The sequence below is a fragment of the Azospirillum sp. RU38E genome (genome assembly GCF_900188385.1).
GTDB lineage: Bacteria > Pseudomonadota > Alphaproteobacteria > Azospirillales > Azospirillaceae > Niveispirillum.
This window is the reverse complement of sequence record NZ_FZOI01000028.1, coordinates 1-26,873: the sequence shown is the minus strand read 5'-3', so window position 1 is coordinate 26,873 and position 26,873 is coordinate 1. Positions and strand designations below refer to the sequence as shown.

At 64.5% G+C, this 26,873-nt stretch carries 23 protein-coding genes; 7 read left to right on the top strand and 16 right to left on the bottom strand.

Going from position 1 to position 26,873, the window contains the following annotated elements:
- Positions 1–46: 46 nt before the first annotated feature.
- The 7 genes from CHB97_RS24250 to CHB97_RS24220 form a co-directional block, all read right to left on the bottom strand.
- Positions 47–1,234, bottom strand: coding sequence for an ABC transporter permease (locus CHB97_RS24250; RefSeq protein ID WP_089290605.1), 1,188 nt, complete (start codon positions 1,232–1,234; stop codon positions 47–49).
- Positions 1,235–1,247: 13 nt separating this feature from the next.
- A complete protein-coding gene (locus tag CHB97_RS24245) occupies positions 1,248–2,405 on the bottom strand; it encodes an ABC transporter permease (RefSeq protein ID WP_089290604.1) in 1,158 nt (385 codons plus the stop codon).
- The gene (locus CHB97_RS24240) at positions 2,402–3,091 is read right to left on the bottom strand and encodes an ABC transporter ATP-binding protein (RefSeq protein ID WP_089290603.1); all 690 of its coding nucleotides are present in this window, start codon (positions 3,089–3,091) and stop codon (positions 2,402–2,404) included. Before CHB97_RS24240 ends, CHB97_RS24245 begins: the two co-directional genes overlap by 4 nt.
- Before the next feature lie 49 nt (positions 3,092–3,140).
- Complete coding sequence (locus CHB97_RS24235) at positions 3,141–4,178, bottom strand: efflux RND transporter periplasmic adaptor subunit (protein WP_244559690.1); 1,038 nt, start codon at positions 4,176–4,178, stop codon at positions 3,141–3,143.
- Positions 4,179–4,358: 180 nt separating this feature from the next.
- Entirely contained in the window at positions 4,359–4,856 is a 498-nt protein-coding gene (locus tag CHB97_RS24230; protein ID WP_089290602.1) for a GNAT family N-acetyltransferase, read from the bottom strand.
- A 120-nt stretch (positions 4,857–4,976) separates the two neighbouring features.
- Complete coding sequence (locus CHB97_RS24225; RefSeq protein WP_089290601.1) at positions 4,977–6,581, bottom strand: ABC transporter substrate-binding protein; 1,605 nt, start codon at positions 6,579–6,581, stop codon at positions 4,977–4,979.
- Positions 6,578–7,042 (bottom strand): GNAT family N-acetyltransferase, encoded by a 465-nt coding sequence (locus tag CHB97_RS24220; protein ID WP_089290622.1) that lies wholly within the window; start codon positions 7,040–7,042, stop codon positions 6,578–6,580. The genes CHB97_RS24225 and CHB97_RS24220 overlap by 4 nt, the downstream gene beginning before the upstream one ends.
- A gap of 212 nt (positions 7,043–7,254) precedes the next feature.
- Between CHB97_RS24220 and CHB97_RS24215 the strand changes: the two genes are divergently transcribed.
- Positions 7,255–7,923: a glutathione S-transferase family protein gene (locus CHB97_RS24215; protein WP_089290600.1), complete on the top strand. Its 669-nt coding sequence runs from the start codon at positions 7,255–7,257 to the stop codon at positions 7,921–7,923.
- A 15-nt stretch (positions 7,924–7,938) separates the two neighbouring features.
- Here the strand turns inward: CHB97_RS24215 and CHB97_RS24210 are convergent, their stop codons facing one another.
- The 3 genes from CHB97_RS24210 to CHB97_RS24200 all read right to left on the bottom strand — a co-directional run bounded on the left by CHB97_RS24210 (position 7,939) and on the right by CHB97_RS24200 (position 12,998).
- Positions 7,939–9,216 carry a DUF445 domain-containing protein gene (locus tag CHB97_RS24210; RefSeq protein ID WP_160106231.1) on the bottom strand — a complete coding sequence of 426 codons (1,278 nt, stop codon included), beginning with the start codon at positions 9,214–9,216 and terminating at the stop codon, positions 7,939–7,941.
- A gap of 181 nt (positions 9,217–9,397) precedes the next feature.
- Complete coding sequence (locus CHB97_RS24205) at positions 9,398–11,212, bottom strand: DUF885 family protein (RefSeq protein ID WP_089290598.1); 1,815 nt, start codon at positions 11,210–11,212, stop codon at positions 9,398–9,400.
- Positions 11,213–11,312: 100 nt separating this feature from the next.
- Entirely contained in the window at positions 11,313–12,998 is a 1,686-nt protein-coding gene (locus tag CHB97_RS24200; RefSeq protein ID WP_089290597.1) for a methyl-accepting chemotaxis protein, read from the bottom strand.
- A gap of 786 nt (positions 12,999–13,784) precedes the next feature.
- On the opposite strand from CHB97_RS24200, the gene CHB97_RS24195 reads away from it, so the two are divergent.
- Positions 13,785–14,327, top strand: a complete 543-nt coding sequence (locus CHB97_RS24195; RefSeq protein ID WP_160106229.1) for a helix-turn-helix domain-containing protein — start codon at positions 13,785–13,787, stop codon at positions 14,325–14,327.
- 100 nt (positions 14,328–14,427) lie between these two features.
- Here CHB97_RS24195 and CHB97_RS24190 read toward each other — a convergent pair whose 3' ends face one another.
- The gene (locus CHB97_RS24190; RefSeq protein ID WP_089290595.1) at positions 14,428–16,113 is read right to left on the bottom strand and encodes a methyl-accepting chemotaxis protein; all 1,686 of its coding nucleotides are present in this window, start codon (positions 16,111–16,113) and stop codon (positions 14,428–14,430) included.
- Positions 16,114–16,424: 311 nt separating this feature from the next.
- Between CHB97_RS24190 and CHB97_RS24185 the strand changes: the two genes are divergently transcribed.
- Positions 16,425–17,444: an LLM class flavin-dependent oxidoreductase gene (locus tag CHB97_RS24185; protein WP_089290594.1), complete on the top strand. Its 1,020-nt coding sequence runs from the start codon at positions 16,425–16,427 to the stop codon at positions 17,442–17,444.
- 386 nt (positions 17,445–17,830) lie between these two features.
- Here CHB97_RS24185 and CHB97_RS24180 read toward each other — a convergent pair whose 3' ends face one another.
- The 4 genes from CHB97_RS24180 to CHB97_RS24165 form a co-directional block, all read right to left on the bottom strand.
- The gene (locus CHB97_RS24180; protein ID WP_089290593.1) at positions 17,831–18,865 is read right to left on the bottom strand and encodes an alpha/beta hydrolase; all 1,035 of its coding nucleotides are present in this window, start codon (positions 18,863–18,865) and stop codon (positions 17,831–17,833) included.
- Between the two features lie 181 nt (positions 18,866–19,046).
- Positions 19,047–19,349, bottom strand: a complete 303-nt coding sequence (fliN, locus tag CHB97_RS24175) for a flagellar motor switch protein FliN (protein WP_153202677.1) — start codon at positions 19,347–19,349, stop codon at positions 19,047–19,049.
- A 182-nt stretch (positions 19,350–19,531) separates the two neighbouring features.
- A complete protein-coding gene (locus CHB97_RS24170) occupies positions 19,532–19,831 on the bottom strand; it encodes a hypothetical protein (RefSeq protein ID WP_160106227.1) in 300 nt (99 codons plus the stop codon).
- Positions 19,832–19,971: 140 nt separating this feature from the next.
- Complete coding sequence (locus CHB97_RS24165) at positions 19,972–20,757, bottom strand: serine protease (protein WP_160106225.1); 786 nt, start codon at positions 20,755–20,757, stop codon at positions 19,972–19,974.
- A 534-nt stretch (positions 20,758–21,291) separates the two neighbouring features.
- Between CHB97_RS24165 and CHB97_RS24160 the strand changes: the two genes are divergently transcribed.
- The 3 genes from CHB97_RS24160 to mepA all read left to right on the top strand — a co-directional run bounded on the left by CHB97_RS24160 (position 21,292) and on the right by mepA (position 24,717).
- Positions 21,292–22,437, top strand: coding sequence for a helix-turn-helix domain-containing protein (locus CHB97_RS24160; RefSeq protein WP_160106223.1), 1,146 nt, complete (start codon positions 21,292–21,294; stop codon positions 22,435–22,437).
- A gap of 138 nt (positions 22,438–22,575) precedes the next feature.
- A complete protein-coding gene (gene ispG / locus CHB97_RS24155; protein WP_089290621.1) occupies positions 22,576–23,703 on the top strand; it encodes a flavodoxin-dependent (E)-4-hydroxy-3-methylbut-2-enyl-diphosphate synthase in 1,128 nt (375 codons plus the stop codon).
- 177 nt (positions 23,704–23,880) lie between these two features.
- Positions 23,881–24,717 carry a penicillin-insensitive murein endopeptidase gene (gene mepA, locus CHB97_RS24150; protein ID WP_200820109.1) on the top strand — a complete coding sequence of 279 codons (837 nt, stop codon included), beginning with the start codon at positions 23,881–23,883 and terminating at the stop codon, positions 24,715–24,717.
- A gap of 25 nt (positions 24,718–24,742) precedes the next feature.
- On the opposite strand, the gene bla is transcribed toward mepA, so the two are convergent.
- Positions 24,743–25,648: a class A beta-lactamase gene (gene bla / locus CHB97_RS24145; RefSeq protein WP_089290588.1), complete on the bottom strand. Its 906-nt coding sequence runs from the start codon at positions 25,646–25,648 to the stop codon at positions 24,743–24,745.
- 106 nt (positions 25,649–25,754) lie between these two features.
- On the opposite strand from bla, the gene CHB97_RS24140 reads away from it, so the two are divergent.
- The gene (locus CHB97_RS24140; RefSeq protein WP_089290587.1) at positions 25,755–26,627 is read left to right on the top strand and encodes a LysR family transcriptional regulator; all 873 of its coding nucleotides are present in this window, start codon (positions 25,755–25,757) and stop codon (positions 26,625–26,627) included.
- The last annotated feature ends 246 nt before the right edge of the window (positions 26,628–26,873 follow it).

Sequence of the window (26,873 nt, the reverse complement as noted above, 5' to 3'; positions counted from 1 at the left end):
CCGTCGGGCTGGCTTGTCGGGGGGCTGCCGGGTACGAGGCCGCCCCCTATCCCTGCGCGTAAGCCGCCACGATGGGCAGGCGGGCCGCGCGCAGGGCGGGGAAGAAGCCGCCAATCAACCCCACTACCAGCGCCAGCACCACCCCCTGCACCATCAAAGCCGGGGTCAGTGACAGGCTGAAAACGATCTGGGTGAAGCCCTGGCCCAGGGTGGAGGTGGTGAAGCCATCGAACAGCAGCCAGACCACCAGCGTGCCCAGCAACCCGCCGATCAGGGAAAGCGCCAAGCTCTCCACCAGGGTGCCGACAAAGGCCGGAAACCCACCAAAGCCCAGGCAGCGCAAGGTGGCAATCTCCCGCGAGCGGGAGGCGACCGAGCTGTACATGGTGTTGAGCGCGCCGGCCAGGGCCCCCACGGCCATGGCGATGGACAGCGGCCAGCCGGCATATTGGATCAGCTTCACCGTGCCCGATGACTGGCCGGCGAAATATTCCTTTTCCGAGAAGGCCTTCAGCTTCAGCCGGGGTTCATTGTCGCTATAGCCCTGCAGCCCGGCCAAAGCCTCCGGCCCGGTCAGGCGCAGCCGCACCGTCTGGGTGATGGAGCCCCGGCGGAACAGGCCCTGCACCACCGGCAGGTCGGCCCAGAGTTCCGATTCGAAGACCGATCCCTGCATGGCGAAAACGCCCACCACCTTCCAGGTGACGCCGCCGATACGGGGTTCCTGGCCCAGATCGAAGCCGGCAAATTCCTTGGTCAAGGCCTGACCGACGATGATTTCATTGCTGCCGGGCTGCAGCATCCGGCCCGCCACCAGGGTGAAGCCGTCGCGCAGGGCCGGCGCATCCTGCCCCACCCCGCGCAGGGGGATGTTGGATTTCAGCCCGCTGGCCCGCTTCACCGCATCGACAATGACATAAAGTTCCGCCGACATCAGGGCGCTGCCATCCGGCTTGCGTACAATCCCCGGTGCCTCCGCAATCAGGCGGGTCTGTTCCAGGGTGATGGTGCTGTTCACTTCCTGCTGTGAGCCATCGCGCAGCAGCAGGGCGACATTGGCCGAACCGGTGCCGTTCAGCGTCTGCTGGAAACCGGCGGCCATGGCCAGAAAGGCCAGCAGCACCCCCACCACCAGCGCCACCGCCATCACGGTGGAGAGCGACAGCCAGAAGCGCTGCGGCAGGCTTTTCAGGTTGATGGTGCAAACGGCGATGATCTGATTGAGGATTCGCATCCGCCCCTTCCCCCTATTGCCGGCCAAGCGCGGTGACGATATTGAGCCGCAGCGCCTTCCAGGCCGGGATCAGCCCGGTGATCAGGCCCAGCGCCAGCATGAACAGAAGGCCCAGCGCCAGATAGGGCGGGGAGAGTTCCAGCCCCGGCAAGGCAACGAGCTGGCGGATCATCCCCAGCATCACCGCCGCCAGCCCCAGCGCCGGCAATCCGCCCAGCAGGGCCAGCAGCAGCGATTCGCCCAGCACCAGCCGGAAGATGCGGGCATCGCGGAAGCCCAGCGTCTTCATCACCCCGATTTCCCGCGTGCGTTCGCGCACCGCCATCACCATGGTGTTGCCGACGATCATCAGGATGGTGAAGAAGGCCGAGCCCACCACCAGCAATATGATCAGGGTGATATTGCCCAACTGGCTGGCAAAGGCCTTGTTGAAGGCCTTTTCGGTATCGGTGGCGGTTTCGGCCGGGGAATTGGCGAACATGGCATCAATCTTTTCCGCCACCGCCGCATTGACCGATTTATCCACCGTGCGCAGCAGCGCATAACCGGCCGTGTTCTGGCCAAAGGTCACCGATTCATTGAAATATTTATGGTGGAACAGCACGAAATTGGGGTTCGCCTCTTCCTTCACCGGTTCCAGCAACCCGACCAGGGTGAAATCCCAGACGCGCTTGCCGGTCGCCTTGTTGGTATAGATATTGGAATTCAGCGGGATCTTGTCCCCCACCTTCCAGCCATTCTTTTCCGCCAGCTTGGCCCCGGCCACCATGGCCGTGCGGTCGGCCAGAAAGGCGGCCTCGGCCGCCGGTGTCAGGGCGAAATCGCTGCGATAGATATCGAGATAGGTTTCCGGCTCCACCGCAAAGGTCACCAGCACATTGCGCGGTTCCTGATAGAAGCCGCCGAACCAGTTGGCATAGGTGACCTTCTCCACCCCCTCCACCGCGCGGATGCGGTCAATATAGGAAATGGGCAGCGGCTGGGTGAAATTGATCTTGTTGGTGGTGACCAGCCGGTTATCGGCCCCGCTATTGCCAATATTGTCCCAGCCATTCTGCACCCCGGCCAGCACGCCGAAGATCAGGAAGGCGAAGAAGATGGCCACCAGCATCAAACTGGTGCGCAGCTTGGCCCGGAACAGGTTGGCCAGCACGATGGAAAAATCATTCATGCCATGGCCCCCTGCTCAATGAAGCGGCCCTTGTCCAGATGCAGCACCCGGCTGGCATAGCGGGCCGCTTCCGGATCATGCGTCACCATGATGATGGTCTTGCCCATCTCCCGGTTCAGCAATTGCAGCATGGAGAGGATTTCATCGGCCGTCTTGCGGTCCAAATCGCCCGTCGGCTCATCGCAGAGCAGCATCTTCGGGTCGGCAACGATGGCGCGGGCGATGGCCACGCGCTGCTGCTGCCCGCCCGACATTTCGCGCGGGAAATGTTTGGCCCGGTCGCCCAGGCCGACAATTTCCAGGGCCGCCTGCACCCGGCGGGCGCGATCCCCCTTGCCCAGCCGGGTCAGCAGCAGGGGCAGTTCCACATTGCGGGCCGCGTTCAGCATCGGCATCAGATTATAGAACTGGAAGATGAAGCCGACATTGGCCGCCCGCCAGCCGGAAAGCTGGCCTTCGGTCAATTGATCCAGCCGAGCGGCGCCAAAGCTGATCTCCCCCTCCGTCGCCCGGTCGATGCCGCCCAGCAGGTTCAGCAAGGTGGTCTTGCCCGATCCGCTGGGGCCCATGATGGCAACGAAGTCGCCTTCATTGATCACCAGATCCAGCTTGTCGAAAATGGTGATGGTCTCGCGGCCCTTGACGAAGCGCTTGGAGGCCCGCCGGATATCGATCAATGCGCCCATGAACCTCTCCCCAAGCTCGTCCCCTGCCGGCCTGCCCGCATGGGCGGCATCAGCTTTCGATGAATGTCACCTTGGCGCCCATTTCGGGCAGCACGCGCGGATCCGTCTCCGCCAGCCCGATCCGCACCTTGATGGTGGCCTTGTCGCGGTTGGCGGTGGGAATGATGGCAATGACGCTGGCCTTGATCTTCCAGTCGGGATAGGCGTCCAGCACGGCTTCCACCGGCTGGCCGGGGCGGACGCGGCCGATATTGGCCTCGTTCACATCCACCTCCACCTCCAGGCTGTTCATATCCACCAGGGTACAGACGCCGGTGCGGGTAAAGCCGCCCGACGACATGGGCGAGATGATTTCCCCCGGCTGGGCATTCTTGTCGATCACCACCCCATCGAACGGTGCGCGGATGATATGGCGGTCGACGGTTTCAGCCTGCCGTTCCACGGTGATGCGGGCAACCTCCAGATCGGCCCTGGCCCCCTTGATCTGGGCCCGCAGCGTGTCGGCCCGCGCCTGGGCGCGGGTCAATTCCGCCTCAGACGCGTTGGCGGCACGTGAGAGGGAGGAAATGCGCTGCAAAATGCGTTCGGCATCCTTCAGATCGGCGGTCAGTGCATCGATCTGCGCAGCGGCAGAGGCCACCCGCGCCTTGGACAGCTCCAGATCGATGCGGGCCAACGTGTCATCCAGGCGCGCCACCTCCTGCCCCTGGCGGACCACCATGCCATCATCCACCAGCACATCCTGCACCCGGCCGGTGATTTCCGCCGAGACGGTGGCCGTGCGCCGGGCCACGACATAGCCCGAGGCAATCAGGCCAGACGCACGGGTCGCCGCCGGTGCGGCGGGGGAAGCGGCTGCCGGTGCGGCCGCACCCGTGACCGAAGGCGAAGGCCGGCTGACCAGAGGGGCCGCCGGTTCCGGCGCAGAGGCCCGGCCCAACATATAGGCACCCCCGCCCACCAGCAGCAGCAAGACGGAAACCAGCGTCAGCGGGGGCCGACGGCGGGGTGGTGCCGATGCTTCATCGCGGCGCTGGTCCGGTTCGATCCGCAAGGACCGCAGCAATTCCCGTTTATCGTTCATCATCCACCGTTCAGACCGTGGAGCGGCCAAACCCCGCATCACCCAAGGAGAAAACCGGCTGAGAGTGTAGTGCGGAATGGATAGGTGGAAAGGGCCGGTCGGAAACAGGGCGGGACGTCCACTGGGAGACGTCCCAACTTACCATGGACCATAGCAGGGTGCGGCCCTTTTCAACCGATATCGTCAGCCGACATCGATGGCCGCTGTGGCCAGGGTACCGCGCTGCCGGTCCAGGCGCAGCGTATAGCGGACCAGGGCGTCCGGTCCCCCGGTCAACTGGTCATAAAGGGCGCGGGCCGGCTCATTATTGACACGGGTCATCCAGTAAAGCCGGCTGAGACCCTTTTCCCGTACCTGCTGGATCAACCGCAGCAGCAGCGCCCGTGCCACGCCCTGGCGGCGGGCCTCGGGTGCGACGAACATATCCTCCAGATACAGCACCGGTTCGATGGTCCAGGTGATTTCATGCTGGATGGTATGGCAAAAGCCAATGCCCCGGCCATCGGCATCGCGGGCGATCAGCCCTTTGGTCGCGGAGAGCGGGTCCAGCAACCGATGCCAGACCTTATCCGTCGTCGCCGGCGCCACATCGACCTCATAGCGGGTCAGATAGAGCGCCCAGTTCCGCCGCCAGTCGGCTTCGTCTGAGGGAACCGGTGCTGAAATCGTGAAATCCGCCACGGCCACGCATCCTCTGCTGCTGACAACATCCCTCGCAGGGCTCACAGCAGGATACGTCTTTTGCGTGCAGATAGACAATGACGATACTCTCCCGCGGATAGGATGCGGGGGCCGGCGGGTTCAATGCCCTGTCGGCCGCACATCCATGGCCAGCGTCAGCCCATCCCGCCGGTGGGGAAAATCCAGGCTGGCGCGCATTGCCCATACCCGCCCGCTATGGACCAGCGGAATCAGCGGCACATCCGTCTGCTCCAGCATGGCAACCTGGTGATAGATTTCAGCCAGGGCCGGGGCATCGTCAGCCAGTGTCATGGCATCGGTCACCAGCCGATCCATGACCGGGCTGTCATAGCCGCCATAATTCAGCATGGCATAGCCGGCCCCCAGGCGGGCAGAGCCCAGCAGGGACCGCATCAGGCCAGTATAGTCGGTCGACAACATATTCACGGACACCAGCAGCAGCTGAAACGCCCCCGACCGCGCCCGATCATGATTGGCGGTCAGATTATTGACCCGGATGTCGGTACGGATAGCCAGCTGGGAAAGCGACCGGGCCAGCACCTGGCCCAGCTTTTCGGCCATTTCCGGCACATCCAGGGTCAGCGACAGGCCGGCTTGCAGCCCGGCCTGTCGCATCAGGGTCTGCGCGGCCGGCAGGTCAATATCCAGCCGGGGCAAATCGGGCTGAAAGCCGCTATGCCCGGACGGGATCAACTGCCAGCCCGGCTCCGCCCCGGGCATCATCAGCCGCTCCGCCAGCATCGGCCGGTCGATCGCCAACATGATCGCCCGGCGCACCCGCGCATCGGCCAGCGGGTTGGCCTTGGCATCCGGAAGGGCCCCCGGGCGCTGGTTCAACAGCAGCAGCCAACTGCGCTGCAGCGGTCCATAGACCAGCTTGATGTCGGGTCGGTCCGCGAAATGGGCCAGACTTTGCGGCATCACCGCATTGACCAGATCAACCTCCCCCGACAGCAGGGCGCGGTTGCGGTCAGTCGGATCATCCATCCGCAGCAGTTCCACCAGCGGCCAATCCGGCTTCCTGCCCCAATAACCGTCAAAACGGCGCAAGCTCGCCCGCGCCCCCGGGCTGAAGGCGGTGAGGATATAGGGACCGGTGCCATTGGCGATGCTGAGATCATCGACCATGTCCGCCTTATCAGTCACCGGCTGATCACAGCCGCCGTCACGGTAATGACCGGCCCAGCCGGGCGGGGCATCCAGGATGAAGATGGTTGACAGATTTTCCGCCAGCGCCGGGTCCGGCAGGGACAGGTGCAGCAGCAGGCTGTCTGCCGCCTCCACCTCCACCTCCCGGACCCGCCCCACCAGCGGCACCCGCGCCGTGCCAATGGTAGTCAACCTGCAGAAACTGTAGGCGACATCCCAGGCATCGAAACGGCCGCCGCGATGGAATGTCACATCATGGCGCAGATGAAAGCGCCAGAGCGTGTCCGACAGTTTTTCCCAGCCCGTCGCCAGGGCCGGCTGCGGCCGGTCTTCCGGGTCCAGCACCGTCAACCCGTCGAAAATATGGGTGGAAAGGGTGCGGCTGGTCAGGACGAAAAAGCGATGCGGATCGGCCGTTTCGGGCAGCGCTTCCAACCCGATCCGCAAAATGCCGGCCGGGGTGCCGGCCCGCGCGTCCATTGCACCGGGCAGCAGGGTCAACAGGCAAAGCAGCAGCGGCAGCAGGCGGCGGCAATAAACCAGACACGCCATCATCGGTCCGCAGGCGTGACGCAGTAGCGCACGAAACGGTCACGGCCACCGGTCACCTTGTCATAAAGCCGGCGGGCGGTGCTGTTGCCCTCCTCCGTGTGCCAATAGACACGGCGCCAGCCACGCGCCACTGCCAGATCGCACAGATGGTCAATCAGCGCCCGGCCCACCCCGGCCCCGCGCCGATCCTCCCGCGTGTAGAGATCTTCCAGATAACAGAGCAGGTCCGGCGACCAGGTATGGGGGTGCAGCACATAATGGCAGATACCGACAATCTCCCCGCCACCATCGAGGGCCACCAGCCCGTTGACGGGGCTGTTGGGGTCGCCCAGGCGGCCCCAGAGCAGATCGGTGGTGCGGGGCGGCACGTCCGTCTTATAGAAAGCGCAATAGTTCGCCCACAAAACTTGCCAATCAGCACGATCCACCGGCTGGATTGGCCGCACCACCACCTTGCCCGTCATCACCATCTATCCCGAATAGCGGGTGCCGCTTTTCCACCCTGCGGTTAGCATATGGCATTCTTTACCCGTGCTGTCCATGCGGCGGCCCGTCCCGGCCGGGGCACCGCCAACGGGTAAAGGGGTAGCTTTGCCTTGTCAGCGCCGGCTGGCCTGTGGCACAGCTTTGTATGATCCGCCGGGCCAAATCCGGCGGCAGCGGAGCGTTTTTACGGATGCGGACACTTTTCCACCACCCGATTTCCCCCTTTGCCCGCAAGATCCGGCTGGCGCTGGCGGAAAAGCGCCTGGATTTCGCGCTGGCGCTGGAGAAGCCCTGGGATCGGCGGGAGGAATTCCTGGCCCTGAACCCCGCCGGCGAGGTGCCGGTGCTGGTGGAGGAGGATGGCGCCATCATTGCCGATCAGGCCGCCATCACCGAATATCTGGAGGATGCCTATCCCTCCATCCCGCTGCTGGGCCGCGACGTGTTGACACGGGCGGAGGTGCGCCGTCTGGTCGCCTGGTTCGACGTGAAATTCACCCGCGAGGTGACGGACCTGCTGGTGGGCGAAAAGCTGATCAAGCGCTTCTCCGGTCAGGGCACGCCCCATGCCCAATCCATCCGCGCCGGCCATGCCAATATCCATTACCATCTGGATTATATTGGCTGGCTGACCGAACGGCGGACCTGGCTGGCCGGGGATGCCTTCTCCATGGCGGATATTGCGGCGGCAACCCAGCTTTCCTGCCTGGATTATCTGGGGGATGTGCCTTGGGACGATCATCCGGACGCCAAGGATTATTACGCCCGCATCAAAAGCCGGCCCACCTTCCGCCCGCTGCTGGGTGACCATCTGCCGGGAATGCCCCCGCCCAAACATTATACCGACCTAGATTTCTGACGGGGCCCCAGCCCCTCAGCCCAGCCAGCCATTCAGGGCGAACAGCACACCGCCGATCGCGGCCCCCAGGATCGTGCCGTTGATGCGGATAAATTGCAGGTCACGCCCGACACGGGTTTCCAGCCGGCGGGTGAACTCCCCCACATCCTGCGCCTTCAGCGTGCCGGTGATGAAACGGTGAATACCCCGTCGCCAGCGGGGAATCGCCGCCTGGAACGCCTGTTCCACACTATGGTTGATGCGCCCGCGTATCGTCGGGTCGGCCAGCTGCTGGCCCAGCGAGCCGACAAAGCCCTGGACCAGTTCACGGATGCGGCCATCATCGCGGGCCATGTCGCTGAGAATGGCTTGCCGCAGCCCGCCCAGCAGATCACTGATCAGCGGCCCCATGCTGTCCGGCCCCAGCAGGCGGCGGGCGGCGGCGATCAGCCGGTCAGCCAGGGGGCTGCCCTGTTCAATCTCCGCCGGCAAGGCGTCCAGCCAGCGGCGCAGATCCTGCCCGGCGGGGCTGTGCGGGCTGCGCAGATCATAAAGATGGCCCAGCAGCGCCTCTGTCATCGTGTTGGCCAGGGATTTATCCACCGAGGATGGCATCCACCAGCGCGACCGGCCCGACACCACCTCTTCCAGCCAGCCGCGCCTTGTATGGACGAAATCGATCAGCCGGTCGGCCAGTTCCGTCAGCAGCGGTTCCAGATTGTCGCTGCGCAGCAAGGCGCGCAGGGCCTGGGCCAGCACGGGCCGCAGGTCGGCCAGCTCCATGCCGCGCGCCATGGCGGTCAGCAGCGTGTTGCGCACCGCCGCCTCATGGTCCGGGCGCAGCAGCCCCGGCAGGGCGCCGATCAGCAGGGCCGTCAGCCGCTCCCGCGTCTGCGGATCATCCAGCAGGCGGCCGATGCGGGCGGCCGGGTCCATGCGGCGCACCTGCTCCACCAGCATGGTGGGTTCCAGAAATTCCCGGTCAATATAGGTGGCGATGCCGTCGGCGATGCGGTCGCGGTTGCGCGGTACCAGGGCCGTGTGCGGGATGGGCAGGCCCAGCGGCCGGCGGAACAGGGCGGTGACGGCAAACCAGTCGGCCAGCCCGCCGACCATCCCCGCCTCTGCCACCGCCCGCAGGCCCGCCGCCGCGCCGGGCGGCAGCAGGCCGGCATGGCTCACCCCCCAGCCCGCCGCCGCCACGGCCAGACAGCCACCGGCCACCCAGCGATATTGGCGCAGTTCCGCCACCAGGGCGGCATTGCCATCATCGGGCGGCAGCGACACGGGGGCGGGGGCGGCAGGTTCGGCCATGGGCATCGGCTCCGTTCTTGGTCCTTCCATAACAGGTTAAGCGCCGATATGGGGCCGGCGGGCCGGATTTACCCGCCGGTTACATGATTTTTTCCGGGAAAGCGTGACGCCACTCCCGGAAAGATGAGGCAAGACTCAACAAAATAGCGCATATCAAGCCACTTTAAGCCGATTTTCCCGCTCAAGCCTTGACCCAAGACTCAACTTGTTCGGCCAGCACATCCAGCGGCAACCGGCCATGGCGCAGCACAATATCGTGGAAGCCCTTGATATTGAACCGGCTGCCCATCTGCCGCTGGGCCGCCTGCCGCAGTTCCAGAATCTTCATCATGCCGATCTTGTAGGCGGTGGCCTGCCCCGGCCAGCCGATATAGCGGTCAATTTCCCGCGTGGCCCCGTCCACATCCATCGGGGTGTTTCCCGTGAAATAATCGATGGCCTGCTGGCGATCCCATTTCTTGGCATGGATGCCGGTATCCACCACCAGCCGCACGGCGCGCCACAGCTCCGCCACCAGCCGCCCGTAATCACTATAGGGGTCTTGGAAGCCGCCCATCTCCTTGGCCAGCTGCTCGGTATAAAGCGCCCAGCCCTCGCCATAGGCGGAATAGCCGCCGCCGAATTTCTGGAAATCCGGCACGCCTTCCAGCTCTTGGGAAATGGCGACCTGCATGTGATGGCCGGGAATGCCCTCGTGATAGGTCAGCGTCTCCAGCCCGAAGATCGGCCTAGCCCGCATGTTGGACAGGTTGGCATAGAAGATGCCCGGCCGTTTGCCATCGGGCGACGGGCCGTTATAGAAGGCGCTGGGGGCCGATTTCTCCCGGAACGGCTCCACCGCCCGCACCTCCATCGGGGCCTTGGGCTGCAGGCCGAACCAGCCATCCAGCCGGGCGCGGATGAAATCCGTATAATCCTGCGCCTGTTTCAGATAGGCGGCCTTGCCCTCTGCCGTATCGGGGAAATAGAAACGGTCATCGTCGCGGGTATAGGTGAAAAAGGCCGTCAGATCGCCCTGGAAGCCGACCTTGGCCATGATGGCGCGGATTTCGCCCTGCACGCGGGCCACCTCTGCCAGCCCGATGCGGTGCACCGCCTCAGCGGTGAGCGGCAGCGAGGTCCAGCGTTTCAGGCAGGCGGCGTAATAGGCCTGGCCATCTGGCAGGCGCCAGACCCCATGATCCGGGTTGGCACGCGGGGCCGCCCCCTGCAGCCATTTAATCAGCGATTGATAGGCGGGCGCCACCGATCCGGTCAGCGCTGCCTCCGCCGCGGCCAGCAGGGCCGGCTGCTCGCCTTCCGGCAGCTTGGCCAGCTTGGCTTTCAGGTCGGCATAAAGCGGGGCATCCACCGGGGCCGAGGGTTCGAAGGGTCGCCCGTCAATCTGGTTACGGCAAGCGCTGATCAGGTCGGGGAAGAAATAACGCGGCGGCAGCACGCCCGCCTGATCGGCCAGCCGCAACCGTTCCTCCACCTGCCCGAAATAGCGGGGGAACTGGTTCAACCGGCTGAGATAGGCCTGGAAATCGGCCACGCTCTCCACCTTATGCTGGTTGATCAGCTGGACGGGCAGGTTGGTGTGCGGGCCGCTGACCAGTGTCAGGGCATAATCATGGTGGCGCCAGGGATAATCGGCCCGCGCCTGTTCCAGCCGCAAGCGCAGCAGCCGCGCATAAAGCCTTGCCTGGGGCGACAGGTCGGGCGTGGTCAGCCGGGCCAGTGTGGCCAGATCGGCCGCATCGCGTTCATGGTCGGCGGCGCGGCGGGCGGCACTGATATCATCCAGCTGGTCATAGCCGGTCTTGCGGCCCAGCTGCAGCGCCCGCAGCGGGCTGGCGGCGACGTCGCGTTCAAAGCTGGTCTGGAAGAAATCATAGAGCGCTCTGTCCGCCGAACCGGGCGCGGCCTGGGCTAGGGCGGCAAGCGGTAAGGCAGAAAGGCAGGCGCTGGCGGCAACAGCGCCACCAGCGGCCAGAAAATCACGGCGATGCAGCATTTTTTTATCCCTGTCCGACGGTTTGTGCCGGCAAGGGTGCTGGAAAAGGGCCGGAAGCGTCAACCACCGGCGAGCCTCGCCCTTTTCCAGCCGGCAACGCTTATCCGGCGCGGATGCGCTGGATGAAGCCATCCACCTCCCGCCGCAGGGTTTCCGCCTCCCGCGACAGGGTGCCGGCGGCATCCAGCACATTGCCGGCCGACTGGCTGGTGCTCTGCGCGGTTTCCTGAACCCCGCTGATATTGCTGCTGATTTCCTGGGTGCCGACGGCGGCCTGCTGCACATTGCGGGCGATTTCGCGCGTCGCCGCATCCTGTTCTTCCACCGCCGCCGCGATGGTGGTGGCGATCTCGTTGATCTCCCCGATGGTGCGGGTGATTTCCAGGGTGGCGCTGACGGCGCTGTTGGTGGCCTGCTGGATGCTGTTGATGCGGGCGGAAATATCCTCCGTCGCTTTCGCCGTCTGGCTGGCCAGGCTCTTCACTTCCGATGCCACCACGGCAAAGCCCTTGCCGGCATCGCCAGCGCGCGCTGCCTCGATGGTGGCATTCAGCGCCAGCAGGTTGGTCTGGCTGGCGATCTCAGCGATCAGCTTCACCACGGCGCCGATGGCGTCGGCCTCAGCCGCCAGATTCTGGATGGTCTGGTTGGTGCCCTGGGCCCGCTCGGCCGCCGTGCGGGCGATATTGGCAGAGGCACCAACCTGACGGGTGATCTCCCCGATGGAGCTGGTCATCTCTTCCGCCGAGGCGGCGACCGTCTGCACATTGGCGGAGGTCTGTTCGGTCGCGGCCGACACGATGCTGGTCTGGCTGCGGGCCTGTTCGGCCCCGGCGGCCAGCGATTGGGCATTGGCGTTCAGTTCCGTGGCGGCGGAGGCCACCAGCGACACCACCCCCATCACACTGGATTCGAAATTATCGGCCATCTGCAACATGGTGCGGCGGCGTTCTTCCGCCGCCCGTTCTTCGGCCCGCTGGGCCTCCGCCTCCAGTTCCCGGGTGCGAATGGCATTGGCCTTGAAGGTTTCCAGGGCAGCGGCCAGCTGGCCAATCTCATCCCCCCGGCCCAGGCCGGGCACGGGGATGGTCAGGTTGCCGCCGGCCACCCCCGTCATGGCGTCGGTCAGGCGGCCGATGGGGCCGGAAATGGTGAAGCGGGCGATATAAAAGGCAAGACCGCCGAACAGCAACAGCCCGGCCAGAGCCACACCATAGACAAGGTTGCGGGTATCCACCGCCATGGCGGACAGCCGCTTAGACTGGGCGAACATGGCATCCCGGATGCCATCCGCCACCTGCCGGCTGTCGTCGCGCAGCGCGTCAAGCTGGGGGTCGAACCGGCCGGTGATTAGCGGCAGCGCTTCCGCGTCCTTATCAGCCAGCAGTAAGGGGGCGATGGTGCGATATGTCGTCACCACCTGATCGAATTCCCCTTCCAGCTTGCTGATCTGGGCGGTGAATTGCGGTGCCACCTCCCGGCTACGGCGAAGAGCTTCGCGCTGGTTGGTGATATTCTGTTCCGCCCGGTCCGCCGCTTCTTTGATGGTGTCGGCATCATCGCGGGCCATCATGCGGTAAACCTGCCGCCCCAGCGCGGTCACCTCCCGGCTGCCGCGCGCCAGTTCCACCGCTGCCGATGCCTCCTCCCGGGTCAGACCGGAATATTCAGCATCGGCCTGCGTCAACCGCATATTGGCAAAGATACTGATCGCTAATACCAGCACGCCCAAAAGCGCGATGATCGACAGTATCCTGACGGAAATGCTGAAATCCGAGAGCTTCATCGACCCACTCCTTAAGCAAAGCGCGTGTTAAACTGGGTTTGTTTCTTATTTGGAAAACAAACAACAGTTAAACATTACAAAAGTAACCTATTCTATGTTCTCGAATGAGAAATACGATCAGTTTGGTTGTTTTTAATAATTAAAGTCATAGATAAATTGTCCTATTAATCCATTTGTCCTATGCCAGTCGATATTAGGGTGCCCATGGCTGAACAGGCGGAACACCCCCATGCTCTGGCGACAGTGGCAGTCATGGATGGCGACCGCCTTTCTATCGCCGGCGCCATGGGCAGTGACTGATAACGCGGCAGGCAATTCTTTCATGGCGCTGTGCTATCTTTTCAGCACAACAGGGGCCGACACGGCCCTTCTTGAGCCCTTGCCAGCCGAATGGAGTTGAAAAACAGTATAACCGCCCTTCCCACTTTCCAAAGGAAAGGCGGGCAGCCCCCCTTTAATGCCGGGCGATATACATCAATGCTGCCCGACAGAAAGCGGACCTAAACAAGTGGCCAGCGGCCCCGGCATTAGGACGGCGGAGAGGTTTTTGCGTCTTCAGGGTTCCATGGGGAAATGTCCAGAAATGCTGACGAAGCTAGAGATGCATCAAAAATCACTCTATTTCAACCATAAAAATTTCCAAATAGCATCAGAAATTGGACAGTCCAATGCAGGAACTTTCCAAAAATCACATCCAGACCCCACCGGCAAAAATGGCTTATCTCCTCGATTTTACTACATAAATAGAATGTCATGCTGGCATGTCGGATTGGGGAGGGGAACGATATGACCGTCTCCAATCGTTTCCGCTCCCTGCGCGAAAAATGGTGCCTTAGCCAGACAGATATGGCCAACCGAGCGGGTGTGACGCGCAACAGCTGGCAGCGTTACGAGAAAGGCGAACTGCCAAACGGGGAGACCTTGCTGCGGCTGGCGGAACTGGGCGGCAATGTGCAATGGCTGTTGACCGGCCAGGGGCCGATGCTGGTGGAGGCCGTCGCGCCCCCGGATGCCGCCAGCATCCCCGATAATGGGGATGCCAGGGCCGTGATGTCCTATCTGCAGGCGGAGAATGCGCGCCTGACTGTCGCCCTGTCCCAGGCGCAGGGCGCCCTGCTGGCGGAACGGGCCCGACGACAGCAGGGGTTGGCGGAGATGCGCCCCTTGTTGGCTGCCTGTGTCACAGCGGTGGATCACCTGAAACAGCAGCCGCATGTGCAGATGAATGCGCAGCAGACGGCCGATCTGATCGTGGGGATGCTCAATCAGATACAGCTGGCGCCCAGCGACAGTTTGGCGGTCCCGGACGTCACCCCAGCAGCCCCATAAATAAAACCCGGCCGGCATTGGGGGTGCCACCCAATGCCGGCCGGGCCGGTGCCGATTGTTGCCCCCTTTCCCGCTGGGGGAAAGGGGGGCGATATGATGATCAGGCGGCGCGGACACGCTGAATGAAGTTGATCACCTGCGCCCGAAGGGTTTCTGCTTCGCGTGACAGGCTGCCGGCGGCACCCAGCACGCTGCCGGCCGACTGGCTGGTTTCGTGGGAAGTCTGCTGCACGCCGGTGATATTGTCGGCGATTTCCTGGGTGCCGACGGCGGCCTGCTGCACATTGCGGGCGATTTCGCGGGTCGCTGCATCCTGTTCTTCCACCGCCGCTGCAATGGCGGTGGCGATCTGGTTGATCTCCGCGATGGTGCGGGTAATTTCCAGCGTCGCGGTCACGGCATTGTTGGTGGCCTGCTGGATGCTGTTGATGCGGGCGGAGATATCCTCCGTCGCTTTCGCCGTCTGGCTGGCCAAGCTCTTCACTTCCGACGCCACCACGGCAAAGCCCTTGCCGGCATCGCCGGCGCGGGCGGCCTCAATCGTGGCATTCAGGGCCAGCAGGTTGGTCTGGCTGGCAATCTCGGCGATCAGCTTCACCACGGCGCCGATGGCGTCGGCCTCAGCCGCCAGATTCTGGATGGTCTGGTTGGTACCCTGGGCCCGCTCGGCCGCCGTGCGGGCGATGCTGGCAGAGGTGCCGACCTGGCGGGTGATCTCCCCGATGGAGCTGGTCATTTCCTCCGCGGAGGCGGCGACCGTCTGCACATTGGCGGAGGTCTGTTCGGTAGCGGCCGACACGATGCTGGTCTGGCTGCGGGCCTGTTCGGCCCCGGCGGCCAACGACTGGGCATTGGCGTTCAGCTCGGTCGCGGCAGAGGCCACCAGGGAGACGACACTCATCACGCTGGATTCGAAATTATCCGCCAGGGTCAGCATGGCACTGCGGCGTTCTTCTTCCGCCCGCAGCTCGGCGCGCTTGGCCTCTTCTTCCAGTTCACGGGCGCGGATGGCATTGTTCCTGAACGTTTCCAGACCGGCAGCCAGCTGGCCGATTTCGTCACCCCGCCCAAGGCCCGGCACAATGATGGTCAGATTGCCACCCGCCACCTCTGCCACGGCCCCCGTCAGCTTGCCGATGGGGCCGGAAATGGTGAAGCGGGCGATGTAAAGGGCCAGACCGCCGAACAGCAGCAGACCCAGTGCCGACAGTGACAGGATAAGGTTGCGGGCGAAAATAGAGTCTGCCGTAAGCTGGTCGGAATTTTCGTTCATATTCTTACGAACCAGATCGGTCAGCTTGACATTATTATCCCGCAAAGCATCAAGCTTGGGATCGAATTTTGCATTTAAAATAGACAGGGCTTCTTCATTCTTGTTGGCCAATGCCAAAGGCTTGATCTGATCGTAATCGCGCATCAAGTCCTCAAACCGACCCCGCAACTGTGCAATTTCATCGGCATGTTCGGGTATAATTTTGGCGACACTCTCATAAGCCGTCAGCACAGCGTCACGGTTGCGACTGACGTTCTCGATCGCTGCCTGCATCCGGGCATCGTCTGACTGGGCAATAAGCTTGTAGGTCTGGCGACCAACGGCGGTGATGGCGCGGTTGGCGCGGGCCAGTTCAATCGTGGCCGTGACGTCGCCGGCCAACAGGTCACTGTAAGCATCATCGACCTTCGTCAGCCGCTGGCTGGCGAAGAGAGAGACAAACAGTGTCAGCAGTCCCAGCAAAATGATGACGCCGAGAATGCGGGCAGAGATACTGAAGCGAGAGAGGTTCATCACGGCACCCGGACAGGAGGTGGATAAATCCCGAGCAGGATTAGGCGCATTCCTTCAATAGTCATGGACGAAACAGATTACATATACGTCGGTATAGGAAATTATCGCTTTGATTGCGCTAACATTCATCTGGGATCAGTAAGTTTTCTGGCAAATATAATAATCCCCCGCCCCATCATTATTTTATTTCAATCATGTTGAAATTTCCCGTCCCTTCAACACGGTCCGCCCACCCCCGTGTGCCCCATCACAGCCGGCCTGGGCTGCCGGCCTTATGCTGATGGTTCATTATTGAGCCGGATGCCGCCGCTATGAATGCCATCCCCTTTTCCGTGCTGGACCTGTCGCCCGTACCGCGCGGGGCCGATATCGCCCAGGCGCTGCGCAACAGCGCCGATCTGGCCCGCCATGCCGAGGCGCTGGGGTACCGGCGCTATTGGCTGGCCGAACATCATGCCATGCCGGGCATCGCCAGTGCCGCCACCGCGGTGGTGATCGGCCATGTCGCCGCTGCGACCAGCCGCATCCGGGTGGGGGCGGGCGGCATCATGCTGCCCAACCATGCGCCGCTGCAGGTGGCCGAACAGTTCGGCACGCTGGAAGCGCTGTTCCCCGGCCGGATCGATCTGGGGCTGGGCCGCGCACCGGGCACCGATGGGGCGACGGCGGCCGCCCTGCGCCGCACCCTGGCCGGGTCGGGCGACAGTTTTCCGCGCGATGTCGTGGAACTGCTGGGATATTTCGGCCCGGTGGATGCGCTGGCGCGGGTGCGCGCCGTACCGGGGGAAGGGATGGATATCCCGGTCTGGATTCTGGGATCATCCCTGTTCGGGGCGGAACTGGCGGCGGAACTGGGCCTGCCCTACGGTTTCGCCTCCCATTTCGCGCCGGATTATGTGGTGGAGGCACTGGAGCTGTACCGGTCACGCTTCCGCCCGTCGGCCCGACTGGCCAAGCCCCATGCCATGGTGGGGCTGAATGTCTATGCCGCCGATGATGATGAAACGGCGCGGCTGCTGTTCACCTCCATCCAGCAGCAGTTCCTGGCCCTGCGCCGGGGCAACCCCGGCCTGCTGCCACCGCCCGATGCGAATGTGGAAGCCGGCATGGCCCCGCATGAGCTGGCGGGCATCCGCCGCGCCCTGGGCTTTGGTGCGGTGGGCGGGCCGGAAACGCTGCGCGACCGGCTGACCGCCCTGCTGGCCCTGACCCGGCCGGATGAGGTCATCGTCGCTGCCCAGATCTACGACCATCAGGCCCGCATCCGGTCATATGAAATCCTGGCCGGGGTGCTGCGGGAGATGGGGCTGATGCCGGTCGGTGGACAGTAAAATTCCGCCTTGAATTTTATTAACAGACTGGAAAAGAAGTGAAAACTCTTTGAGAGGCTCTTAAAGATACGATAGAAATTTTCCTCCAGAATATCGTCTGTTGTCGAGACGAACTCCAACCCCTTCTACCACTTAGATTCCAACCCATCGGGAAATCATAGCCCAAGGATTCTTCCAGCATTTGGGTATATAAAAAAGGGGGGCGGTGGCAATACTGCCCCCCTTTTTTTGGGCTTTTGTTATATCAACGGTCACCATTGATGACCGTTGGTAATGCTGCGACCGCCGCCGCGCCGCACGTGCTGCGTAGCCAAGCCAGCGGAGGCTGCGCGGCGATTAAGGGGCGCGAAAGCGTGACCATCGGCCATGATTTCGTGCCGCTGGTATTACTTGGCGGCAAAAGCGGCCTTCAGTGCGGCAGCGCCCTGGGCAATGGCGGCCTTGGCGGCGGGCGTATTGGCCAGCCCGTTCAGCATCACGAAATCATGAATGGTGCCGTTGTAACGGGTGCTCATCACCGACACGCCGGCCTGGGTCAGCTTGCGGCCATAGGCTTCGCCCTCTTCCCGCAGCAGGTCATTTTCCGCCACCAGGATGGTGGCCGGGGGCAGGCCGCGCAGCTGTTCCACATCCGCTTTCAAGGGGAAGGCGATGGGGCTGTTGCGCGTGTCGGCCGGGAAGGTGGCATCCAGGAAGTAATGCATGGCCTTTTCCGTCAACCACGGCCCTTCACCGAAGGCCTGATAGGAGGCATTGGCCGACACATCATCGGTCACCGGATAGAACAGCAGCTGGTGGCTGATCTTCGGGCCCTTGCGCTCCTTGGCCAGCAGGGTGATGGAGGCGGCCATGTTGCCGCCGGCACTGTCGCCCGCCACGGCCAGCCGGCTGCCATCCAGCCCCAGGGAGCGGGCGTGCTGCACCACATATTCCACCGCGGCATAGGCCTGTTCATTGATGGCGGGGAATTTCAGTTCCGGGGCCCGGTCGTAATCGACAAAGACGACGGCGGCTTGGGCGGCGGCGGACAATTCGCGGATCAGATGATCATGGGTGTTGCGGTCGCCCATCACCCAGCCGCCGCCGTGGAAATACATCACCACCGGCAGGTCACCCTTGGCCCCGGCGGGCCGCACGATCCGCACATTCACCTTGCCGGTGGGGCCGGCCGGGAAGCTGGTATCCTGCACAATGGTGGCGGCACTGGCCAGTTTCTGCGCCTGGGCGCCGGCCAGCACATTGCGGGCCTCTTCATAAGACAGGCTGTAGATCGGCCTGCCGCCCGATGCCGCGACGGCATCCACAAAGGCCTGGGTGCCGGCCTCCAGCACCGGGGCGGCGGCGGCCCCCGGCAGGCTGCTGCCCAACAGGGCGGCGGCGGAAAGGGCAATGGCGGCGACGGTGGAACGAAGCGTGTTCATGGGAAATCTCCCTTTGTCTCTGGCGCTGCGGCGCGGGTTGCACCGGCTGATGGGAGATTGGTAGCGCCAAATTAGATCGTGCACTATGTATTATATCGGCGCAGAGCCATGCGATAATAAGATAACGATTATATCGTGTGCTATTTATTATGGCGGGTTTGGGACTGCGCCCCCTGGCCGTTCACTCTCCGGGGCCGGGCCCCAACGGCTCGCGGCCGCGGGTGGCCTGGGGCAGCAGTTCGACAATGGTCAGGCCCAGCCGGCCATCCACCACCACCAGTTCGCCGCGCGCCACCATGCGGTCATTGACGAAGACATCGACCGGATCGCCCACCACGCGTTCCAGATCCACCACATCGCCCGGCCCCATGCGCAACAGCTGGCTGATGCGCAGGCGACGGCGGCCCAGGCGAACCGACACCTGTACCGGCACCGACATGACGGAGGAACGGTCGATATCGTCGCCGGACAACAGGTCATTCATGGGAGGACGGCTCCGGCACGGGGCAGGGGGCACCGCCCGGCGGGCGGCAGGGCTTGAACTATAGCGGTAATGGCCCCACCGGGCCAAGCCCGGAACGGAAAAGGCCCGGCCCCGCATCACGCGGGGGCCGGGCCTTGCTCGGGCGGGTGGATTCCGGAAGGGGCCGAAATCAAGCCGCCTTATCAGCGGGCCGTGCTGGTGGCGGTGCTGGTGCTGGTGGCGGGCGGGGTGCTGCCGTTCGGTTCATCATCATTCCCACCAGAGGCGGCGACGGCGATGATGCCGGCAGCCGCAACGGCCCCGACAACGGCGGCGGTGGTCAGGGTGCCGCTGGCGACACCGGCGGCACCGGCCCCGGCGGCACTGCCAGTGGCCTGGGCCCCTTCCGCGGCGGCCGGCGTGGAGTTGCTCTGCGCCAGCGCCGGCAAGGCACTGCCGGCGGCGAGAAGGACCGCGAGCGCGGCGGCGATGGAACGACGCATCTGCTTTTCCCTATATTCTGTGGAACGCCGCCAAAATGACGGACGCATGGGGTTCGAGCCGAAACCCTGCCACAAACAAACGCCGGGAAGCTGTGATCGGACGGGGACATGCCCGTCTTTTACTGAGTAGCCCAAAGGGGTTAGGGTGCTGCTGCGGGGCTGGATCGGCCCGTGATGGCACCCTGGATGGCGGGATGCCACAGGCCGATATTGCCGCCGGTCCCGGCGGCGATGTTCAGGCCGACCACCCGCCAGACGCCGCCTTCCTGCTGCAGCACCGGCCCGCCGCTGGTGCCCCGGCTGGCCGAACAGCCATGGATCAGCAGCCGGCCGGCATCGGTTTCCTGCAGGTTCCGCAGCGGGCAATCGCGGTCCACCATCAACAGATGCGTGCGGTCCTGGCTGAAACCGGCCACCGCCACCATCTGCCCCGCCATCGGTGCCGTACCCTGCCAGGGCAGCGGCCGCACGCCAGCATCGCCGGACAGGCGCAGCAAGGCCCAGTCGCGCCCCAGGCTGGCCCCTGGTTTGGTACCGTCATAGCCGGCCCCCACCTGCAGCGATTCCACTGTCAGATGGGTGCGATACTCCCCCAGCGCATAGCCGAACAGCACATGCAGGGAAACCGGCTGCAACAGCTGGCGGGTGCGGTGATTATAAAGGCAATGCGCCGCCGTCAGCACCAGCCGGGGCGCCACCAGGGTGCCGGTGCAGCGGCTGCCGATATTGGTCTGCACCCGCGCCACGGCATCCCAGGGCGGGCTGTTGATATCAACAATGCGCCGCGCATCATCCGCCGCCACGCCGGGGGCCCGCAGCGGCGGCGCATCGCCCACCCCCGCCAGGGCGGGAAAGGGGCTGAACAGCAGCAGCGCTGCCAGGACAACCGAACCCGGAAAGCAGCGACGCCGCCCGCCGCCTCTCAAAGCCGGTGGTCGGGACCACCCGGATCGCCGGTCAGCATCATCCAGATGGCGTAATAGAAAATGCCGGCGAACGGCAGGCCGATCAGCAGCCCGAGGGCCATGTAAATCACGTACATCGCAAACATTATCCATAGATCGAACCCCGCTGGTGGTCCGGCATCGGGGGGACGGTTTGCCGTTCCAGTAACCCCGCCGCACCAGCGGTCGAACAAGCATGATGGGGCGACACCTGCCTTCGGCACCCGGACATCACGTTCCACGTCTTTATAATGATGTTCCTGGCGCACCACCAGTCGGCCCTGATGCCGCACCCCCATGCGTTGGCGAGGCGTACCATCGTGTGCTGCCCGCAATTGTCACACCCCCGATCCCCCGGCACCCTTGTTGCGCCGCAGGGATGGGGTTGTTAAGAGAGAGGTAGATCATTCCGGCACCGCCCGTCACCGGGACCGGTGCCGGCATCGGAGGGGCTGGGGCCAAACCGGCAGGGGAGCCATGGCGGATCATCACGGGCGATCACAGGATATGCGCGACATGGCGGGGGCTGCTGCGGCGGAACCGCCGCCGGTCGCCGGCCCGCGCCATGTCGGCGAATGGCTGCGCCAGCAACGCGAGGCGCTGGGCTATGGGTTGCCGGAGCTGGCGGCGGGCCTGCGCATCCGCCAGCATTACCTGGAAGCGATTGAAGAGGGGCGCTGGGGCGACCTGCCCGGTCAGGCCTATACGGTGGGCTTCCTGCGCACCTATGCCCAGACGGTGGGGCTGGATGCCGGCGCCGTTTTGCAGCGTTTCAAGCAGGACTCGGCCGGCCAGGATCAGGCCCAGGAACTCTATTTCCCCGAACCGGTGAATGAAAACCGTGTGCCGGGCGGGGCGGTGATGCTGATTGCGGCCCTGTTGGGCCTGCTGGTCTATGGGGGCTGGTATGCGCTGTCGGCGTCCGACCGGTCGGTGGGCGATCTGGTGCCGGAACTGCCGGAACGTCTGTCCAAGCTGATTTATGGGGAGCAATTGCCCACCCCGCCGCCGCCCACACCCACCACCACGCAGATGAGCGCGGGGCAGGTGGAAGCGCTGGTCGGCGCCTCCAGCCCCACCGCGCCTGAAATCGGGGCCAGCGGTGCGGCACCCGGCGCGGCCCTGCCGCCGGCCAACCCGGCCGGTACCGCCGCTGATGCCGGGATGCCCGCCACCGACACCAGCCCCGCCGGCCCGATGGGCGAGGAGGAGAGCGAGGTGCCGCAGCTGCCCGATCTGGGCCAGGGCATGACGCCGCCGCCGCCAACCGATCCGGCCGTGCCGGAATCGGAGCCGGTGGTCACCACCGATGCGGCCCCGCCCGCCGGGGCCACCCCGGCACCCAAACCGGCGGTCACCAGCGATGTGCCGCCCAGCGGCCGGGTCTATGGTCTGGCGGAAGGCACTGCGCGCGTTACCATCCGCGCGCTGGAAGACAGCTGGATTGAGGTGAAGGACGGCAAGGGCACGCTCTGGGCCTCGCGCGTGCTGCGCCGCGGTGACCTGTTCCGCGCGCCCGACGTGCCGGGGCTGATCTTGAATACCGGCAATGCCGGCGGGCTGCTGGTCACGCTGGACGGGCGCGATCTGGCCCCGCTGGGCGCCAAGTCGCAGGTGATGCGCGGGGTGCCCCTTACGCCCGACGCGTTGACCGGGCGCTGAACGGCAACGCGGCGGAAGCCTGTTGGAAAAGGGGCGGACCGGGCATACCGGTGCCGCCCCTTGTTTTTGCCCGGCCGATGGCCGATTTTCAGCAGCAACAGTTCCCTTCATGAAGCCACGGCCCGGACGCCCATCGCCATGACCGCCGATCACAGCCACCACCGCCCCTGGCGCCAGATTCTGCGCCGCAAGTCCCGCCTGATCCATGTCGGGTCGGTGCCGGTGGGTGGCGATTCGCCCATCACTGTGCAGACCATGACCAACACGGTCACCGCCGATGCCAAGGCCACGATCGAACAGATCCGCCGGGCGGAGGAGGCCGGGGCCGATATTGTCCGCGTCTCCTGCCCGGATGAGGAAAGCACGGCGGCGCTGAAGGAAATTGTCGCCGCCGCCCGCGTGCCCATCGTGGCCGACATCCATTTCCATTACCGTCGCGCGATCGAGGCGGCAGAGGCAGGTGCGGCCTGCCTGCGCATCAATCCCGGTAATATTGGCAGCCCGGAGCGGGTGCGGGAGGTTGTTGCCGCCGCCAAGGACCATGGCTGTTCCATGCGCATCGGCGTCAATGCCGGCAGCCTGGAGCGGGAATTGCTGGAACGCTATGGGGAGCCCTGCCCCGACGCGCTGGTGGAAAGTGCCCTGACCCACGCGAAAATCCTGGAAGACCATGATTTCCGCGAATTCAAGATTTCGGTGAAGGCGTCAGACGTCTTCATGGCCGTTGCCGCCTATCAGGGGCTGGCCGATGCCTGTGACTACCCGCTGCATATCGGCATCACGGAGGCCGGGGGCCTGCGCGCCGGTACGGTGAAAAGCTCCATCGGGCTGGGCATGTTGCTCTGGTCCGGCATCGGCGACACGATCCGCGTCTCGCTCTCCGCCGATCCGGTGGAAGAGGTGAAGGTAGGCTACGAGATGCTGAAAAGCCTGGGCCTGCGCCGCCGGGGTGTGACCGTCATTTCCTGCCCGTCCTGTGCGCGCCAGCAGTTCGACGTGATCAAGACGGTGGAGGTGCTGGAGGAACGGCTGTCCCACATCACCACGCCGCTGACCGTTTCCGTCATCGGATGCGTGGTGAATGGGCCGGGGGAGGCCACCATGACCGATATCGGCCTGACCGGTGGCGGCAAGAACACCCATCAGATCTATCTGGGCGGCGTGTCGGCGCACCGGCTGAAGGACCAGGGCATTGTCGACCATCTGGTCGGGCTGGTCGAAGCCAAGGTCGCGGAGATCGAAGCCGCCAACAAGGCGGCGGAATAATACCAATGGTCATAATTTATGACCATTGGTACGGCGGCGACTGCCGCCGCGCCGCACGTGCGGCGTAGCCAAGCCAGCGGATGCTGGCGCCGGCGATTGAGGGGCACGAAAGCGTGACCATCGGTCATGATTTCGTGCCGATGGTATAAAGCGGGTTCATTGGCGACGGAGGCGGCTTTGCGCAATGGGTGGGCCCTGGCCCTGGCTGGTTTCCTGCTGTTGGCGGTACCGGGTGCTCTGGCCGCCGATCCCCCCAAACCGCAAAGCCTGCGCACGCCGGGCAAGGGCGCGCCCGATCCCATCGGCAGCTATGCCAATGGCTGCATCCGGGGGGCGGTGGAATTGCCCGCGGAAGGGGCGGGATATCAGGTGATGAACCTGTCCCGCCGCCGCAACTGGGGCCACCCGGACCTGCTGGCCTATCTGCATGATCTGGCGGGCAAGGCCAGTGCGGAAAAACTGGGCCGGCTGGCCATCGGCGATCTGGGTATGGTGCGCGGCGGGCGGATGCCCACCGGCCATGCCAGCCACCAGATGGGGCTGGATGCCGATATCTGGTTTGTGCTGGACCTCCCCCCGCTGCCCCCGCCGGAACGGGAGCGGGAGGATTTCGCCAGCATGGTGGATGCCAAGGCCCAGCGGGTGGACCCGGCCCGTTTCGGCCCGGCCCAGGCCAGATTGCTGCAACTGGCGGCCGAAGATACCCGCGTGTCGCGCATCTTCGTCAATCCGGCCATCAAGCTGGCTCTTTGCCAGCAGACGGCCGGCGACCGGGCCTGGCTGGCCAAGCTGCGCCCCTGGTTCGGCCATGCGGCGCATTTCCATGTCCGCCTGTCCTGCCCCGCCGGGGCCGGCCAGTGCGAGGGGCAGGAACCGCCGCCACCCGGCGATGGCTGCGGGGCGGAACTGATGAGCTGGTTTGAACCACCCCCGCCCAGCCCCAAGCCGCCGTCCCCGCCCAAGGCCCCGCCACCACCGCCCGCCGCCTGTCTGGCGCTTTACGCGGAACCTTGAGCCCATGAGCCATGGATCATGGCACTTAGGATAACACCCCCCGTGCCACGATCCGCCCCACCTCCGCCAGCACGGCGTTGCGGCCTTTGCCGTCCAGGTCGGGCTGGCGGTAATAGCTGGTGATCAGCAGCGGGGCGGTGGCGCCCTTGGGCCAGATGATGGCAATGTCGTTGGCGGCATCATCCCACGCCCCCGTCTTGTCCCCCACCTTCCACCCCGCCGGCAACCCGGCGCGCAGGCGGGTGTCGCCAGTCGTATTGGCGATCAGCCAATCGGTCAGTTGCGTGCGCGACGGGGCCGACAGGGCGTTACCCAGCAAGATGATGCGCATCAGGCCCAGCATGGAAACCGGCGTGGTGGTATCCCGCAATTCCCCGCCCGGCACCAGATTGGCCGTTGGTTCCGGCCGGTCACAACGGGTAATCGTGTCACCCAATTGGCGCAGCCAGGCCGTCAGCGCCCCTGGCCCGCCCGTCGCCTCCAGCAGGATATTGGCCCCGCTATTGTCGCTCTGCGTGATGATGCCATGGCAGAGGGCGGCAATATCCATGTTGCCACCGGCATGGGGCGTCGTGGCCGGCGACCAATCCAGCAGCTTTTCCTTGGGGGGCACGGGCAGGGTACGGTCCAACCGTTCCTGACCCGCATCCACTAGGGCCAGCACATGGCCGGCCAGCAGGAATTTGAAGGTGCTGCACATGGCAAACCGCTCATCCCCGCGCCAATCCATGGCGCGGCCGCTGGCGGTATCCAGCACGGCCACGCCCAGCCGCCCCCCTCTGGCCTTCTCCAGCGCCTCTATATCCTTCCTCATGCCGATAAAGCCGGCGGCACTGCCCGTGCCGGCCTGGGCCATGCGGTAAACCAGCGGTGCCGCCAGGCTGGCCGCACCCAACAAACCAATATATGTCAATAGATTACGCCGTTCCATCGCTGATATCCCCATCGATTGACTGGCCACAGGGTAGGCATCTGGCGGCCTTACGACAAACTGTGTAAAATCGGCAAAGCCATTAAAAAAATTAGGGCATAGCACCATGACCCGCCCGCATCTGCCGCTGAACGCGCTGCGCGCGTTTGAGGCATCGGCCCGGCATCTTTCTTTCACCAAGGCCGCCATCGAACTCTGCGTCACCCAGGCCGCCGTCAGCCATCAGGTGAAGGGGCTGGAAGCGCGGCTGGGCGCGAAGCTGTTCCGCCGCCTGCCACGCGGGCTGGTGCTGACGGATGAGGGCATTGCCCTGCTGCCGGGCGTGCGCGACAGTTTCGACCGTATCGGCCGCCTGCTGCATCGGTTTGAGGTGGGGCGGGTGACAGAGGTGCTGTCGGTGGGCGTGGTGGGTACCTTTGCCGTCGGCTGGCTGCTGCCCAGGCTGGCCGATTTCCGCGAACGCCACCCCTTCATCGATCTGCGCATCATGACCAATAATAACCGGGTCGATGTCGCCGCCGAGGGGCTGGATGCCGCCATCCGCTTCGGTGATGGCGCCTGGCACGGGATGGAGGCGCTGAGCCTGTTTGAAGCACCGATGAGCCCGCTTTGCCCGCCGGCCGTCGCCGCCCGCCTGCGCCAGCCGGCCGATCTGGCAGGCGAAGTGCTGTTGCGATCCTACCGCGCCGATGAATGGCCGCACTGGTTCGCGGCAGCGGGGTGTGACGGTCCGGCGGTGCGGGGCCCCATCTTTGACAGTTCCTGGCTGATGGTGGAGGCGGCCTTGCAGGGCCATGGCGTCGCCCTGGCCCCGGTGATGATGTTTGCGCGTGAAATGGAGGCCGGGCGGCTGGTGCAGCCCTTCGCCACCAGCACGGTGAATGGGCGCTACTGGCTGACCTGGCTGAAATCCCGCCCGGCCAGCCCGGCCCTGTCCGCCTTCGCCGACTGGCTGGGTGATGCCCGCCCCGGTGACTGACCGGGGCGGGCATCACCATACTGATTGTCCGCTTCTTCACCATCCATGCAATAGAGCGGATCGCGGAAAAGCGGAATCGCTTTGGAGCGTGAATCCGCTCGCTGAACAAGGACTTGGAGCCGGGTGCGTTTCCGTTTAAACGCACCCGGCTCTAGTACTACAGTTGCGGTTATTGATTTATCGTGATTCCCTGTGCCTTCGGGATATGGAGGTTGAGGCATGGGAGTATCGGATTGGTCTGGGACG

Excerpts from the sequence above, each read along its gene's own strand:
- CHB97_RS24250 (WP_089290605.1), bottom strand. The coding sequence starts at position 1,234 with ATGCGAATCCTCAATCAGATCATCGCCGTTTGCACCATCAACCTGAAA.
- CHB97_RS24245 (WP_089290604.1), bottom strand. The coding sequence starts at position 2,405 with ATGAATGATTTTTCCATCGTGCTGGCCAACCTGTTCCGGGCCAAGCTG.
- CHB97_RS24240 (WP_089290603.1), bottom strand. The coding sequence starts at position 3,091 with ATGGGCGCATTGATCGATATCCGGCGGGCCTCCAAGCGCTTCGTCAAG.
- CHB97_RS24235 (WP_244559690.1), bottom strand. The coding sequence starts at position 4,178 with ATGATGAACGATAAACGGGAATTGCTGCGGTCCTTGCGGATCGAACCG.
- CHB97_RS24225 (WP_089290601.1), bottom strand. The coding sequence starts at position 6,581 with ATGATGGCGTGTCTGGTTTATTGCCGCCGCCTGCTGCCGCTGCTGCTT.
- CHB97_RS24220 (WP_089290622.1), bottom strand. The coding sequence starts at position 7,042 with ATGACGGGCAAGGTGGTGGTGCGGCCAATCCAGCCGGTGGATCGTGCT.
- CHB97_RS24215 (WP_089290600.1), top strand. The coding sequence starts at position 7,255 with ATGCGGACACTTTTCCACCACCCGATTTCCCCCTTTGCCCGCAAGATC.
- CHB97_RS24210 (WP_160106231.1), bottom strand. The coding sequence starts at position 9,216 with ATGGCCGAACCTGCCGCCCCCGCCCCCGTGTCGCTGCCGCCCGATGAT.
- CHB97_RS24205 (WP_089290598.1), bottom strand. The coding sequence starts at position 11,212 with ATGCTGCATCGCCGTGATTTTCTGGCCGCTGGTGGCGCTGTTGCCGCC.
- CHB97_RS24200 (WP_089290597.1), bottom strand. The coding sequence starts at position 12,998 with ATGAAGCTCTCGGATTTCAGCATTTCCGTCAGGATACTGTCGATCATC.
- CHB97_RS24195 (WP_160106229.1), top strand. The coding sequence starts at position 13,785 with ATGACCGTCTCCAATCGTTTCCGCTCCCTGCGCGAAAAATGGTGCCTT.
- CHB97_RS24190 (WP_089290595.1), bottom strand. The coding sequence starts at position 16,113 with ATGAACCTCTCTCGCTTCAGTATCTCTGCCCGCATTCTCGGCGTCATC.
- CHB97_RS24185 (WP_089290594.1), top strand. The coding sequence starts at position 16,425 with ATGAATGCCATCCCCTTTTCCGTGCTGGACCTGTCGCCCGTACCGCGC.
- CHB97_RS24180 (WP_089290593.1), bottom strand. The coding sequence starts at position 18,865 with ATGAACACGCTTCGTTCCACCGTCGCCGCCATTGCCCTTTCCGCCGCC.
- fliN (WP_153202677.1), bottom strand. The coding sequence starts at position 19,349 with ATGAATGACCTGTTGTCCGGCGACGATATCGACCGTTCCTCCGTCATG.
- CHB97_RS24170 (WP_160106227.1), bottom strand. The coding sequence starts at position 19,831 with ATGCGTCGTTCCATCGCCGCCGCGCTCGCGGTCCTTCTCGCCGCCGGC.
- CHB97_RS24160 (WP_160106223.1), top strand. The coding sequence starts at position 21,292 with ATGGCGGGGGCTGCTGCGGCGGAACCGCCGCCGGTCGCCGGCCCGCGC.
- ispG (WP_089290621.1), top strand. The coding sequence starts at position 22,576 with ATGACCGCCGATCACAGCCACCACCGCCCCTGGCGCCAGATTCTGCGC.
- bla (WP_089290588.1), bottom strand. The coding sequence starts at position 25,648 with ATGGAACGGCGTAATCTATTGACATATATTGGTTTGTTGGGTGCGGCC.
- CHB97_RS24140 (WP_089290587.1), top strand. The coding sequence starts at position 25,755 with ATGACCCGCCCGCATCTGCCGCTGAACGCGCTGCGCGCGTTTGAGGCA.